Source organism: Streptomyces luteoverticillatus, from assembly GCF_003970715.1.
Classification (GTDB): domain Bacteria; phylum Actinomycetota; class Actinomycetes; order Streptomycetales; family Streptomycetaceae; genus Streptomyces; species Streptomyces abikoensis.
On sequence record NZ_CP034587.1, the window covers coordinates 3,010,884 to 3,024,561 of the forward strand.

Annotated in this window: 12 protein-coding genes and 1 tRNA gene; 2 read left to right on the forward strand and 11 right to left on the reverse strand. The window is 74.1% G+C overall.

All coding sequences use genetic code 11. The annotated features are described in order from the left end of the window. Positions 1-30: 30 nt before the first annotated feature. Both EKH77_RS13020 and EKH77_RS13025 read right to left on the reverse strand, forming a co-directional pair. A complete protein-coding gene (locus tag EKH77_RS13020) occupies positions 31-1,278 on the reverse strand; it encodes a HAMP domain-containing sensor histidine kinase (RefSeq protein ID WP_126914563.1) in 1,248 nt (415 codons plus the stop codon). Positions 1,279-1,319: 41 nt separating this feature from the next. Next, positions 1,320-1,817 (reverse strand): hypothetical protein, encoded by a 498-nt coding sequence (locus EKH77_RS13025; RefSeq protein WP_126914564.1) that lies wholly within the window; start codon positions 1,815-1,817, stop codon positions 1,320-1,322. A 319-nt stretch (positions 1,818-2,136) separates the two neighbouring features. On the opposite strand from EKH77_RS13025, the gene EKH77_RS13030 reads away from it, so the two are divergent. Next, positions 2,137-4,314, forward strand: coding sequence for an alpha-N-acetylglucosaminidase (locus EKH77_RS13030; RefSeq protein WP_126914565.1), 2,178 nt, complete (start codon positions 2,137-2,139; stop codon positions 4,312-4,314). Between the two features lie 118 nt (positions 4,315-4,432). Here the strand turns inward: EKH77_RS13030 and EKH77_RS13035 are convergent, their stop codons facing one another. Both EKH77_RS13035 and EKH77_RS13040 read right to left on the reverse strand, forming a co-directional pair. Further along, complete coding sequence (locus EKH77_RS13035; protein WP_240667338.1) at positions 4,433-5,896, reverse strand: hypothetical protein; 1,464 nt, start codon at positions 5,894-5,896, stop codon at positions 4,433-4,435. A gap of 327 nt (positions 5,897-6,223) precedes the next feature. After that, positions 6,224-7,057, reverse strand: a complete 834-nt coding sequence (locus tag EKH77_RS13040; RefSeq protein ID WP_126914566.1) for an NAD(P)H-binding protein — start codon at positions 7,055-7,057, stop codon at positions 6,224-6,226. 123 nt (positions 7,058-7,180) lie between these two features. On the opposite strand from EKH77_RS13040, the gene EKH77_RS13045 reads away from it, so the two are divergent. Beyond that, positions 7,181-8,074, forward strand: a complete 894-nt coding sequence (locus tag EKH77_RS13045) for an AraC family transcriptional regulator (RefSeq protein WP_126914567.1) — start codon at positions 7,181-7,183, stop codon at positions 8,072-8,074. A 146-nt stretch (positions 8,075-8,220) separates the two neighbouring features. On the opposite strand, the gene EKH77_RS13050 is transcribed toward EKH77_RS13045, so the two are convergent. From EKH77_RS13050 to galU, 7 genes are all read right to left on the reverse strand, one after another. After that, positions 8,221-8,294, reverse strand: a tRNA-Ala gene (locus EKH77_RS13050). Positions 8,295-8,387: 93 nt separating this feature from the next. After that, complete coding sequence (gene sepX, locus EKH77_RS13055; RefSeq protein WP_126914568.1) at positions 8,388-9,503, reverse strand: divisome protein SepX/GlpR; 1,116 nt, start codon at positions 9,501-9,503, stop codon at positions 8,388-8,390. A 146-nt stretch (positions 9,504-9,649) separates the two neighbouring features. After that, positions 9,650-10,300, reverse strand: a complete 651-nt coding sequence (locus EKH77_RS13060; RefSeq protein ID WP_126914569.1) for a GNAT family N-acetyltransferase — start codon at positions 10,298-10,300, stop codon at positions 9,650-9,652. Next, positions 10,297-10,842 carry a MogA/MoaB family molybdenum cofactor biosynthesis protein gene (locus EKH77_RS13065; RefSeq protein WP_126918046.1) on the reverse strand — a complete coding sequence of 182 codons (546 nt, stop codon included), beginning with the start codon at positions 10,840-10,842 and terminating at the stop codon, positions 10,297-10,299. Before EKH77_RS13065 ends, EKH77_RS13060 begins: the two co-directional genes overlap by 4 nt. 11 nt (positions 10,843-10,853) lie before the next feature. Next, positions 10,854-11,348, reverse strand: a complete 495-nt coding sequence (gene moaC / locus EKH77_RS13070) for a cyclic pyranopterin monophosphate synthase MoaC (RefSeq protein WP_126914570.1) — start codon at positions 11,346-11,348, stop codon at positions 10,854-10,856. A 70-nt stretch (positions 11,349-11,418) separates the two neighbouring features. Then, the gene (glp, locus tag EKH77_RS13075; RefSeq protein ID WP_126914571.1) at positions 11,419-12,750 is read right to left on the reverse strand and encodes a molybdotransferase-like divisome protein Glp; all 1,332 of its coding nucleotides are present in this window, start codon (positions 12,748-12,750) and stop codon (positions 11,419-11,421) included. After that, entirely contained in the window at positions 12,731-13,633 is a 903-nt protein-coding gene (gene galU, locus EKH77_RS13080; RefSeq protein ID WP_126914572.1) for a UTP--glucose-1-phosphate uridylyltransferase GalU, read from the reverse strand. Before galU ends, glp begins: the two co-directional genes overlap by 20 nt. Positions 13,634-13,678 lie beyond the last annotated feature (45 nt).

Here is a 13,678-nt window from a genome sequence, read left to right on the forward strand (position 1 = left end):
ACTCTTCAGCCTGCCGCCGCACCCCGCACGTCAGTCGCCGTCGTCCGGCGGAGCGGACGAGGCCGCGTCCACGTCCACGTCCCGTATCGCGTCGCTCAGGTCGAGCACCGCCTCCGCTCCCCCGCCCGGCGGGTTGGTGAAGGTGAGCCGGGCGCCCAGCACCCGCGCCTGGCCGACCGCGATCGTCAGGCCCAGGCCGAGCCCGGCCCGCGAGCCCGTGCGGAAGCGCTGTGGGCCGTGGGAGAGGAGCTGCTCGGGAAAGCCGGGGCCCCGGTCGCATATGCGTATGACGCCGTCGTCGACCTCGGCGACGACCTGCCCCGAGCCGTGCCGGAAGGCGTTCGTGACGAGGTTCGCCAGGATCCGCTCGACGCGGCGCGCGTCGGTCTCGACCAGCCGGTCGCGGACCACCCGCACCTCGACCTTCTCCCCCGAGCCCGCCGCCCGCACCGCCCGCCGGGTGAGCTCGCCCAGCGCCCGTACGTCCGTCTCGGCGTGCTCGGCGTCCGCGTCGAGGCGGGCGACCTCCAGGACGTCCTCCATCAGGGTGCGCACCCGGTGCGAGCGTTCGCGGACGAGCTCGGTGGGCCGGCCCGGCGGCAGCAGCTCCGCCGCGGCCACCAGGCCCGCGACGGGCGTGCGCAGCTCGTGGGCGATGTTGGCGGTGACCTCGCGCTCGGCCTGGAGGCGGGCGGCGAGCGCGTCGGCCATGGTGTTGACGGCGTGGATCAGCCGGGCGAGCTCGTCCTTGCCGCCCCGGGGCCGCAGCCGGGCGGTGAGGTCGCCGTCGGCGATCCGCTCGGCGGTCCGCGCGGAGGCGTTGAGCCGGCGCCCCGCGACCGTCGCCAGGGCCACCCCGACGACCCCGGCGAGGGCGGTGCCGATGCCGCCCGCCAGCCACAGGACCTCGTCGAGCTCCTCCAGATTGCGGATCTGCCGGGTGTAGGGGTGTTTGAGGACGACGACGTCGTCGCCCACGCGCGTCGCGGCCCACAGCGTCGGCTCGGGCCCCGAGCGGTCCAGATAGGTCGCGCGCCGGCCCCGGTCGACGGCGCGCCGCAGCGGCTCGGGCAGCCGGTGGGGATTGAGGATCACACGGGGGCGGTCGAGGCCCGCCGCGTGGTCCTCGGCGGCGGACACGACCCGCTGGTCGAGGGACTCCCGCGCGGTCTCCAGCTGGTTGAGCGCGGTGCGGTGGTGCACGACGAGGCCGATGAGGACGGAGACGACCGCGGCGGTGGCCGTGATGGCCACCCCGATCTTCGTACGCAGACCCATCGACTGACAGTCTCCTCGGCTGGGGGCTGGGCTCCGCGCGCTCAGCGCGGTGCCTGCGGGGGGACGAAGAGCCGCAGGTCGCGCAGCTCGTTGTGCTGCCCGGGCGGAAGCCCGTCGACGACGACCACGGCCCGCCCGTAGTAGGCGGAACGATCCTTCCGCACCAGGCCGGCGAAGGTGACCTTCGCCGGGTAGCTCCTGGCCCGGCAGGCCGGCAGGCACCAGCCCCCCGACGCCTCCCCCGTCGCCTCGGCGGCCGGACCGCCCCAGGACAGCCACCGCAGCCCGGTGAGCCGTACGGACTCACCGGCCTCGAAGGACGCCGGACGGCGCAGCGAGGGTTTACCGGGGCCCTCGACCACGTAGACCGGGCCGGTGAGGGGGCTGGTGGAGGGCCGGGCGGGGCCCGCGTCCTGGAGACCGCCGGGTTCCGCGCAGCCGCAGAGCAGGACGCCCAGCAGCCCGGCGGTGAGAGCGGTGGCACCGGGCGCCGGGCGGACCGGTCGCGCGGTTCGTCGCCGCACGGTTCGTCGTCGCACAGCTCGCAGCACAGGCTTCCTCACGCCGTCGGGACAGGACCGGACTGGACGAGCGGGACGCGCAGGACGGACCGGACGGCCACCACACCCCCGGGCGCCCCCGCCTTTAGCAGGTCGCCCGAGGCCCGCGGGGCCATTCGTGCCAAATGTAACCGGCGTGGCTGGTTCGACGCCTGTGCCCTTGACCGTTTCCCGACGAGGACTCATAGGATCTCCGCGCTCAAGTGGTCCAGTCCAGCCAGTCGTCAGCCGACGGCCGGGAGCCGGCCCGTAGCCGGTCGCCGGCCGGCAGGCCGCGGCGCCACGGTGGAGGTCACTCATGCCCATCGCCCGTCGTACGATCCTCGGCGCGCTCGCCGGGACCGCCGCCCTCGGCACGGTGGGGTCGCCCTCCGCCGGGGCGGCCCCGGCCGGGGCCGCCGCCTCCGCGCTGGCCCGGCTGCTGCCGCGCCACCACGACCAGGTCACCTTCCGCACCGTGCCCCGCCGGAACGGTCACGACGCCTTCCGGGTGTCCGGCACGGCGGGCCGGATCACCGTCGAGGGCACCACGCCGGCCGTCCAGCTGACCGGCTTCCACCACTACCTCCGGCACGTCGCGAACGCCCACGTCTCCTGGCGCGGCGAGCAGACCGCCCTCCTCCCGGCCCGGCTCCCCGCCGTCGGCGAACCGGTCGCCGCCACGGCCAACGTCGCCCACCGGTTCGTGTTCAACGACACCAACGACGGCTACACCGGCCCGTACCACGACTGGGACTACTGGGAGCGCGAGCTCGACGTCCTCGCCCTGCACGGCTTCAACGAGGTCCTCGTCTACGCCGGCGCCGACGCCGTGTACCACCGCACGTTCATCGAACACGGTTACAGCGACGCGGAAGTCCGCGCGTGGGTTCCCGGCCCCGCCCACCAGCCGTGGTGGCTGATGCAGAACATGGCCTCCTTCGGCGGGCCCGTCACCCGGGAACTCCTCGACCGCCGCACCGCCCTGGCACGGAAGATCGTGCGCCGGCTGCGCGAGCTGGGCATGACCCCGGTGCTGCCCGGCTACTTCGGCACCGTCCCGCCCGGCTACGCCGAGCGCGACAAGGGCGCCCGGACCATTCCGCAGGGCGGCTGGTGCGGCTTCGACCGCCCCGACTGGCTCGACCCCCGCACCCCCCACTTCGCCGCCGTCGCCCGCACCTTCTACCAGGTGCAGCAGGAGCTGTTCGGCGCGACGACCATGTACAAGATGGACCTGCTGCACGAAGGCGGCTCCCCCGGCGACGTCCCCGTCGGCGCGGCCGCCAAGGCGGTGGAGAAGGCCCTGCGCACGGCCCACCCGGACGCCGTCTGGGCCATCCTCGGCTGGCAGCACAACCCCCGGCGGGAGATCGTCGACGCCGTCGACCGCTCCAGGATGCTCGTCCTCGACGGCATCCCCGACCGCTTCCCGAAGATCACCGACCGGGAGCAGGACTGGGGCGGCACGCCCTACGCCTTCGGCACCATCTGGAACTTCGGCGGCCACACCGCGCTGGGCGCCAACGCCCCCGAATGGGTCTCGCTCTACGAGCGGTGGCGCACCAAGCCGGGCAGCGCCCTGCGCGGCATCGCCGTGATGCCGGAGGCCGCCGACAACGACCCGGCCGCCCTCGCCCTCTTCTCCGACCTGGCCTGGACGTCCGGGCCGGTCGACCTCCGGACCTGGTTCGGGCAGTGGGCCGTCACCCGCTACGGGGCCGCCGACGCGGGCGCCGCCCGCGCCTGGGACGCCCTGCGCCGCACCGCCTACGGCACCGGCCGCGCCGACAGCTGGAGCGAGCAGGCCGACGGCCTCTTCGGCGCCCGCCCCGACCTGGCGGTCGACCACGCCGCGAGCTGGTCCCCGCGGCAGCTGCGCTACGACGCCGCCGAGTTCGAGGCGGCCCTGCCGGCCCTGCTGTCGGTGGCCCCACCCCTGCGCGCGAGCTCCGCGTACCGGGCCGACCTCGTGGACGTCGCCCGCCAGTGCGTCTCCAACCGCGGCCGGCTGCTGCTGCCACGCGTCAAGGCCGCCTACGACGAGGGCGACCGCGACCGCTTCGGCGACCTCACCCGGCAGTGGCTGGACTGGATGGACCTGCTGGAGCAGATCGTCGCCACGGACGACCGCCACCTCCTGGGCCGCTGGCTGTCCGCCGCCCGCGCCTGGGGCTCCTCCGACGCCGAACGCGACCGCCTCCAGGCCGACGCCCTCACCCTCCTGACGGTCTGGGGCCCCCGCCACGCGGCGGACGCCGGCAAGCTCCACGACTACGCCAACCGCGAGTGGGCGGGCCTGGTCGGCGGCCTCTACCGGCTGCGCTGGCAGACGTACTTCACGGAGCTGGAAACGGCCCTCGACGAGGACCGCGCCCCCCACCCCGTCGACTGGTTCGCCCTGGAGGACCGCTGGACCCACGGCCCGACGGAAACCCGCACCCGCCCGACGGGCGACATCGTCCGCATCGCGAGAACGGTGGCGTCACGGCTGTAACCGGGCACCCAGCCTCGCCGGCGTTTGAGGCGCGGGGTCTGGGGCGGAGCCCCAGGAAACGGCGGGGACCCCCCACCGGCCAAGCCGACAGGGGGTCCCCGGAACGCGAGCGCGAGCGCTACCGCTTCTTCGGAACGCTGACCGAGCCCTCCCCGCCCGCGAGCTTCCACTCCCGGTGCAGGATGTCGACCGGAATCCGCCGCTCGAACAGCGGCGTACCGAAGATCTTCAGCTGCGCCTGCAGCGCACCCGTCAGGTCGACACCGCCGTACGCGGCCCACTTGCCGCTCGCGGAGGCCGACCCGTTGGACGAGGCGGTGGCGGTACCCTCCGCCTCGGCCCGCAGGTAGGGCGCGAGGTTGGCGCTGACGCCGACCATGCCGTAGAGGCCCACGGACGCCTCCGCGCCGAGGGTCGCCTTGACCTTGCCCGCCGCGCTGGCGGTGGCCGTGACCGGCGTGGCGTTCATCTGGGAGCTGCTGACGGGCGTCCAGCCCTTGCCCCAGGTGTAGGCGCCGCCGACCTTGAAGTCGCCCTTCAGCTCCTGCTTGACGTCGACGGAGATCTTTCCTTCGGCGTCGACCTGGAGGTAGCAGGTGAGGTCGAGGTTGACGACGACCGGCACCGGGCCGACCTGGATCACCGGGTCGGCGTGGAGCTTCGCGAAGGGCAGCTTGATGGGCTTGTCGGCGGTGGTGGCCACCGCCTGGCCCTTGAGCTCCCACGCGGAGGACCAGTCGCCGGTCAGGGCCAGCGACGCGGTGCCCGGGCCGCCGGTGGAGCCGACGCCCTTGCCGTTGTAGGAGAAGTCCACCTCGGGGGCGAGCTGGACGTAGCCCGCGGCGGACGCCTCGGCCTTGACCGGGGAGCCCGGAGGCGTGGGGATGGACGCGCCGACGTCCAGCCGCAGGTTGCCCAGCGGCACCTTGGCGCCCTGCGGGCCCACGTGGATGCCGTCCGGCTTCGTCCAGGAGGCCTTCACGCCCGGCAGGAGCGGTACGACCTTCACGGACGACGGGTCGACGGGCACCGCGCCCTTGGCCTCGGAGTCGCCGAGCAGCGCGTCGAGGGTGGCCGGGGCCGTGTTGACCTCGGTGCCCTTGTCGGTCGTGCCCAGCACCTTGGTCACCTTGGCCAGCAGGCCGGAAGGCGCACCGGGCGCGGGGGCGCTGGCGATGACGTCGCCGACGGCCACGCCGTTCGCCTCGGCCCCGCCCGGCTGGGCACCCTGGGCACCCGGAGCCGACTGCGGCGGCTGAGCCGACTTGTGGGGCTGCGGCGCGATGCCCTTCGGCTTCTTCGCGGCGCCGCTGCCCGTCGGTCCCGCGATCACGGCCCGGCCGCTGCGCTGGTCGAACGAGGCGACCTTCAGCGACGACTTGGCCGCCTTGGGCGCGGAGGCGCCGTCCGACCCGCCACCGGGGCGGGCCACCGCGCTCGGCGCGCCCGCCCCGGCGGGGGCGGCGGCGACCGCGAGCTGCGGCGCGAGGGCGTTCGACGTCGCGGCGACCGGCTCGGCGTCCGAGCCCTTGGCCGCCGAGGAGGAGCTACCCGCCGAACAACCCGTGGAAAATATGGACACAGCGGTCAGAGAAGTTAAAACGGCGGCGTATCTAACAGACTTACGCAAATTCAAGTCCTCGGGAGCGTGAGGTGGGGGCGACCCGGCGGGATACGCGGCCGGGCCGCATCACACGGCATCAGGAAGGGCTGCGATCGCCACCCACGCCGGGATTACCGGCAAGTAGCGATCCGCAAGATCGTGCCATGCGCCACACACCCAGAAGAACCGTTTCCCTACCGCTGGAAACATGATCTGGGTCACACTTTTCTCAACAAGGTTTAATAAGTCGCCCGTTCAATCATCGGCGGTTCAACTGACCTCGATAAGCAACCCTTTGGGGCGCCCCTACGACCACACCCCCGCCGGGGCCACCCGCGCCGCGTACACGCCGAGCCCCCGGGGCTCCCGCCCGAGCACCCGCAGCACATCGTCCGTGGGCACGGCCATGTGCCCGGCGCGCTGCGCCGCGAACATCGCGCCCAGCCCCGCGACCGTCTCCTCCGGCCACCCCTCGGCGCGCAACTCCGCCGCGTACTCCTCGGGCGCCAGCTCCACGAAGCGGATCGGGCGCCCCGCCGCCCGGGCGATCGTCGCCACGGCCGCCTCCCAGGGCAGCGCCTCCGGCCCGGACAACTCGTAGACCCGGCCGTGGTACCCGTCCCGCGTCAGCAGCTCCGCCGCGACCTCGGCGACGTCCTCGGCGTCCACGAACGGCTCGGGCACCCCGCCGGTCGGCAGCGCCAGGCGCCCTTCCCGCAGCGGCCGGTGCCAGAGGTCCTCGTCGAAGTTCTGGTGGAAGTTGTTCGGGCGGATGACCGTCCACTCCACGCCGGAACCACGCACCGCGCGCTCACCGGCCGCCATGCCCCGCCCGAAGTCCGGGCCGGTGTGCTCGACGCCCCGCCCGGACAGCGCCACGAAGCGGCCCACGCCCGCGGCGACCGCACGGCCGACGAAGTCCGCCACCGGCGCGGGGTCCTCGGGCGCCATCAGGTACACCGCCGACGCCCCCGCCAGGGCCGGCTCCCAGGTGCCCGGATCCGACCAGTCGAACCGCACCTCCCCCGAACGGGACGCCGCCCGCACCCGCTCACCCGCCGCCCGCAGCCGCCGCACCACGCGGCGTCCCGTCTTGCCCGTACCGCCGAGAACCAGGATGTCCTTGCCCGTTGTCGTCATGACGGAGAGTCAACCGTCCCGCGCGCGCCCCCGACATGGCCGTGAGTCCGTCACACATGCGCGATCGTACGGACGCCCACGGCCGCACACGGCCCGCGCCCACGGCTCGCATACCGTGACCCCATGGGCGACCCCTTCGACGACCTCCTGCGCGGCGTACGCGCCGACGGCACCGCCGTCGGCCGCTCGATCCTCACCCCGCCCTGGGCACTGCGGTTCGACGAGGGCGCCCCGCTGACCCTGTGCGTCCCGCTGCGCGGCGAGGCCTGGGTCGTCCTCGACGGCGACGACCGTCCGCACCACGTCGGCGAGGGGGCCGCGGCCATGGTGCGCGGCCCGCGGCCGTTCGTCCTCACCGACGACCCGGCCGCCGCCACCCGGGCGCGACCGCTGCGCGAAGCCGGGCAGGCGGACCGGGAACCGGCCGAGGGGGCCGGCCGTACGGTCCTGCTGGCGGGCGCGTACCGCTTCCAGGGCGCGATGCCCGCGCGGCTGCTGGACGCCCTGCCGCCGGTGGCGGTGGTGACCGACGACGACTGCTCGCCGGTGAGCGACTTCCTGGAGTCCCAGCTCACCAGGGGCCGGCCGGGCCGCCGGATCGTGCTGGACCGCCTGCTGGACTGGCTGCTGGTGTGCACCCTGCGCGACTGGTTCGACAGCCCCGGCGCCTGCCCGCCGACCTGGTACCGCGCCTGGGGCGACGCCGTCGTCGGCCCGGTGCTGCGCGCGATGCACGAGTCCCCCGGCCGTCCCTGGACGCTCGCCTCGCTGGCCGCCGAGGCGGGCGTCTCCCGGACGACCATGGCCGGCCGCTTCACCGGCCTGATGGGCGAGCCCCCGCTGTCGTACCTCACCCAGTGGCGCATGGACCTGGCCGCCGACCTGCTGACCGACCCCGCCGAGACGGTCGCCGCCGTGGCCCGCCGCGTCGGCTACGCGGACGCCTTCGGTTTCAGCGCCGCCTTCAAACGCGTCCGCGGCCTGACTCCCAGCGAGCACCGCAGGGCCGCCTCCTGACAGTGACACAGGACGCGGTGACACAGGCCACAGCGGTGAACGCGGGCCGCGCGACCCGCTCCCCGAAACGCAGAAAATCCCGCCCGATCTGACGATCGGACGGGATTTCCCGCTGGCTCCCATTCCGGTTCGGGAACCTTCTGTTGTGGACCTGAGGGGATTTGAACCCCTGACCCCCTCGATGCGAACGAGGTGCGCTACCGGACTGCGCCACAGGCCCTTGCAACGAGTGAAACTCTAGCACCCCCACCGCGCTGTTCGGAAATCCGCTCCCCTCGCCTCCGCTGGTCAGCGAGGCGGAGGCCCGCCGGCGTCACTCGTTGGCGGCGCGGGGGCGGTCGTCGTCGGCGTACTGGTCGAACAGCGGGGTGTGCCCGCGCTCGCGCCGGGGGCGGCGGGGACGGGCCGGGCGGCGGTCCTCGGCGGGCGGACGGCGGTCGTGGGCGTCGGCCGGCTCGGCGTGGCTGGAGCGGGCCGAGCTCCAGGTGTCCGCCGGGCCGGCACCCGTCGCCCGGGGGGCCACCGGCGCGGAGACGTACGTGGGCAGCGGGACGGGCACGGGCTCCCAGCCCTCGCCCGGATCCCGGTCGCGCTGCTGGTCGACCCACTCGGCGTGATCGGTCTGCTCGACCAGAGCGCGCCGGCCCGCGCTGCGCGCGGCGGCAGCGCCGCCCGCCGCCGGGGGCGCCGCGTGGTGGACAACGGTGTCAGTGTCGGCGGAGCCGTCCTCGGGGGGCGCGGGGTGGGAGCGCGCACGACCCTCGCGGAGGCGCTGGGCGGCCAGTTCGGCGCGGCGCTGGTCCATGGTGAAGGCGAACCGGCGACGCTCGTGGATCCGCAGGTAGCAGATGTACGCGCTCAGCAGCACGGCCGGGACGCCCGGCACCCACAGGAGCTCGAGACCGCCGACGCCCGCGACGACCGCGCCCAGGGTGAAGGCGAGGAAGAGCAGCACCGTCGTCCGGCGACGCCGGGCCAGCACCTTGGAGCGCCGGGCCCGCTCGGCCGCCGTCAGCGCGCCGGCCTGGGCGGACGCGGCCGACGGGGACGGAGACGGAGACGGAGATGGCGACGACGAGGGGGCCGACGGTGCCGCCGGGGGCGCCTGCGCGGCGTCCGGCCGCCCGGACGCGGGCGCGCCGAAGGACCGGACGTCGACCATTTCGGTCGCCGCGTCCGGTTCGGACGCCCGGGGCTCCGGCTCCCCGGCTTCCCCGGGGGCCGCCGCCTCGGCGGGGGCACGCCCCTCCAGGTCCTTGGCGTAACGGCGCTCCATGCCCGCCCGTCCGGACAGCAACCGGATGGCCGTGCTGAAGCGTTCCGTCGGACGGGCTTCATTGAGCTCGTCCTGCCTACGGAGCCACATCGGCACCAAGTAGGCGGCCCAGGCCCCGACGATGACTGCGTAGATCAGGCCGCTGCTGCTCACCCTTCACACGGTAGAGGGGTGTGCGCAGATGATTCCGCCAATTGGCGCGGTGTGTCGCACGATCCGGCTGATATCTCGAACTTTTTTTGTGATTGTTGAGATCGGAACCCTACGAATACCGTCAATTGACCGGTCAATTCGAACGTTTATTTTATTTCTGGGGAGAGTCCCGTCCCCGCGCCCGTCCCGCCCCTCGGCCGGGAGCGGTGCCAGCGGGTGAGGAGCCCCTCGGGGACCTCCTCGGCGGTCAGCGCGTAGACCAGGTGGTCGCGCCAGGCGCCGTCGATGTGGAGATAGCGGGGGCGCAGGCCCTCCTCGCGGAATCCCAGTTTCTCCACCACCCGGCGGCTGGGCAGATTCTCCGGCCGGATGCACACCTCCACGCGGTGCAGCCCGACCGCGCGGAAGCAGTGGTCGACCACCAGGGCCACTGCCGTGGGCATCACGCCCCGGCCGGCGACGGCCTCGTCCACCCAGTAGCCGATGTGGGCCGAGCACATCGAGCCCCAGGTGATCCCGGCCACGGTCAGCTGGCCGACGAGCTGGCCCCGGTACTCGATCACGAACGGCAGCATCCGCCCGGCGTGCGCCTCCGCCTTCAGATGGCGGACCATCTGCCGGTAGGTGGGGCGCTGGGCGACGGGCCCGCCGGGGGGCGGCGGGGGCACGGTGGCCTCCCAGGGGCGCAGCCAGTCGCGGTTGCGCCGGTTGACCTCGCGCCAGGCGCGCTGGTCGCGCAGCTTTATGGGGCGCAGGGCGACATCGCCGTCCGCCAGCTCGACCGGCCAGATGTTCATAGGGCGGCCGCGGGGTTTCTCGGGTGGTCGCCGCCGTGGTGGTCGCCGCCGGTCCCGTCACCGCCGGGGTGGTCGCCGCCGTGGAGCTGGTCCACCGCGTGCCGGAGGAGCCGCTCCAGGACGGCCAGCCCGTCGCGTACGCCGCCCGTCGACCCGGGCAGGTTGACGATCAGTGTCCGGCCGGCCACTCCGGCCAGGCCCCGGGAGAGCGCGGCCGTGGGCACCTTGGCCAGGCCCTCGGCCCGGATGGCCTCGGGGATGCCGGGGACCTCGTAGTCCAGGACGCGGCGGGTGGCCTCGGGGGTGCGGTCGGTGGGGGAGATCCCGGTCCCGCCGGTGGTCAGCACCACGTCGTAGGCGGCGGCGACCGCCTCGCGCAGCGCGGCCTCGACCGGGTCGCCGTCCGGCACCACGCGGGGCCCGTCCACGGCGAAGCCCATGGCTTCCAGCCCGGCCGCGAGGAGGGGCCCGCCCCGGTCCTCGTAGACGCCCGCCGAGGCCCGGTTGGAGGCGGTGACCACGAGGGCCCGGTACCGCCGCATCGCGGGAGCGGTCACGCGCCGGCCTCCCGCCGGACGTACGGGCCGGACTTCCCGCCCGTCTTCTCCTCCACCCGGATGTCCGTGATCACCGCGGCCTTGTCGACGGCCTTCACCATGTCGACGACCGTCAGAGCGGCCGTGGTCACGGCGGTGAGCGCCTCCATCTCCACCCCCGTGCGGTCCGTGGTCCGCACGGTGGCGAGGATCTCGACGGCCTCGTCGGTGACCGTCAGGTCGACCGTGACGCCGGAGAGGGCGAGCGGGTGGCAGAGGGGGATCAGCTCGGGCGTCCGCTTGGCGCCCATGATCCCGGCGATCCTGGCGGTGGCGAGGGCGTCGCCCTTGGGCAGGCCCTCGCCGCGCAGCAGTGCCACGACGCGCGGTGAGACCAGCACCCGGCCGCTGGCCCGGGCGGCGCGCGCGGTGACCTCCTTGGCCGAGACGTCGACCATGCGGGCCGCGCCCGTCGCGTCGAGATGGGTGAGGTGCTCCTGGCCGCTGCTCATCGTTCTCCCGGTCCGGTCCCTGTGGGCAGCCACCGTACCCGGCGGGAGCGCGGATCGTTCGGGAAGGACGTCAGCCCAGGAGGACGACCTCCACCTCGGCGCCCGGGTCCACGGACGTGGTGTCCTCGGGGACGACGATCAGGGCGTTGGCATCGGCGAGGGCCTTGACCAGGTGGGAGCCGGCCCCGCCGACCGGTGTGACCTCGCCGTCCGTGTACCGGCCGCGCAGGAACTGCCGCTTCCCCGCCGGGGAGGACTTCACCCCGTCCGCGCACACCGCTCGTACCGTCTCGCGGTCGGCGGGCGGGAGCCCCATCAGGGCGCGCAGCGCGGGCCGGACGAAGAGTTCGAAGGAGACGTACGAGCTGACGGGGTTGCCCGGCAGCGCGAAGAGGGGGACGCGGTCGGGGCCGACGCGGCCGAAGCCCTGGGGTTTGCCGGGCTGCATGGCCAGCCGCCGGAAGGAGACCTTCCCCTCCGCGCCGGTCAGCCCGGTCAGGGCCTCCTTGACCACGTCGTAGGCGCCGACGCTGACGCCGCCGCTGGTGACGACGGCGTCGGCGCGCACGAGCTGGTCCTCCAGGGTGGCGCGGAAGACGACGGGGTCGTCGTCGACGGCGCCGACGCGGTAGGCGAGGGCGCCGGCGTCCCGGGCGCAGGCGGTGAGCATGAAGCTGTTGGAGTCGTGGATGCGGCCCTCGCCCAGGGGCTCGCCGGGCGGCACGAGCTCGCTGCCGGTGGAGAGCACGACGACGCGGGGGCGGGGCCGGACGGTCACGGTGGCGCGGCCGATGGCGGCCAGCAGCCCGAGCTGGGCGGGGCCGAGGACGGTACCGGCCCGGGCGGCGATCTCCCCGGCGGCGACGTCGCTGCCGCGGTCGCGGATGTGGGCGCGGGCGGCGACGGGGCGGTGGACTCGGACCTCGCCGAAGGCATCCTCCCCGCCGGCCTCGGCCATGGTGACGGCCGGGCCCTCGCCGCTCTCCCCGTCGGTCCACTCGACGGGGACGACGGCCTCGGCGCCGGGCGGCAGCGGGGCGCCCGTCATGATCCGCACGGCCTCGCCGGGGCCCACGGGGGGCAGCTCGGCGCTGCCCGCCGCGATGTCGCCGACGACGGTGAGCACGGCGGGGAACTCCTCGCTCGCGCCCGCGACGTCGGCGGTCCGGACGGCGTAGCCGTCCATGGAACTGTTGTCGAAGGGGGGCAGGGCGGCGGGGACGACGACGTCCTCCACCAGCACACAGCCCTGCGCGTCCAGGAGTTGCAGCTCGATCGGCTCCAACGGGCGGATCTTCCCGAGGATGTCGTCGAGGTGCTCGTCCACGGACCAGACGCGGTCCCCTCCGGCGGCCGACCCGTCCGTCTCACTGCTCAAGTCGCTACATCTCCTCGGTGACATAACTCCGGAGCCAGGCCCGGAAGTCCGGTCCCAGATCCTCGCGTTCGCATGCCAGTCTGACAATGGCACGCAGATAGTCACCTCGGTCGCCGGTGTCGTAGCGGCGGCCCTTGAAGACGACGCCGTGCACGGGCCCGCCGAGGCCGGGCGCGGCGGCCAGGGCCTGGAGGGCGTCGGTGAGCTGGATCTCGCCGCCGCGGCCGGGCTCGGTCTCGCGCAGCACGTCGAAGACGGCAGGGTCGAGGACGTAGCGGCCGATCACCGCGTAGTTGCTGGGCGCCTCGGCGGGGCCGGGCTTCTCGATCAGGCCGGTGACCTCGACGACGTCCTCGACGTCGGTGGGCTTGACGGCCGCGCAGCCGTACATCCCGATCTGCGCGGGGTCGACCTCCATCAGCGCGATCACACTGCCGCCGTGCCGGCGCTGGATGTCGACCATGCGCGAGAGCAGCGGGTCGCGCGCGTCGATCAGGTCGTCGCCGAGCAGCACGGCGAAGGGCTCGTCGCCCACGTGCGGGGCGGCGCACAGCACGGCGTGGCCCAGGCCCCGGGGGTCGCCCTGGCGCACGTAGTGCATGGTGGCGAGATCGCTGGACTCCTGGACCTTCGCGAGGCGGGAGGCGTCGCCCTTGCGCCGCAGGGCCTCCTCGAGCTCGTAATTGCGGTCGAAGTGGTCCTCGAGGGGCCGCTTGTTACGGCCTGTGATCATGAGGACGTCGGACAAACCCGCGTGAACCGCTTCCTCCACCACGTACTGGATCGCCGGCTTGTCGACGACCGGCAGCATCTCCTTGGGGGTGGCCTTGGTGGCCGGGAGAAAACGGGTTCCGAGCCCGGCGGCAGGGATGACAGCCTTGCTGATCCGAGGGCGCGATTGAGTCATGGGCCGAACACTAACCGTTGGGACTGAGCGGAAGATGTGACTCCG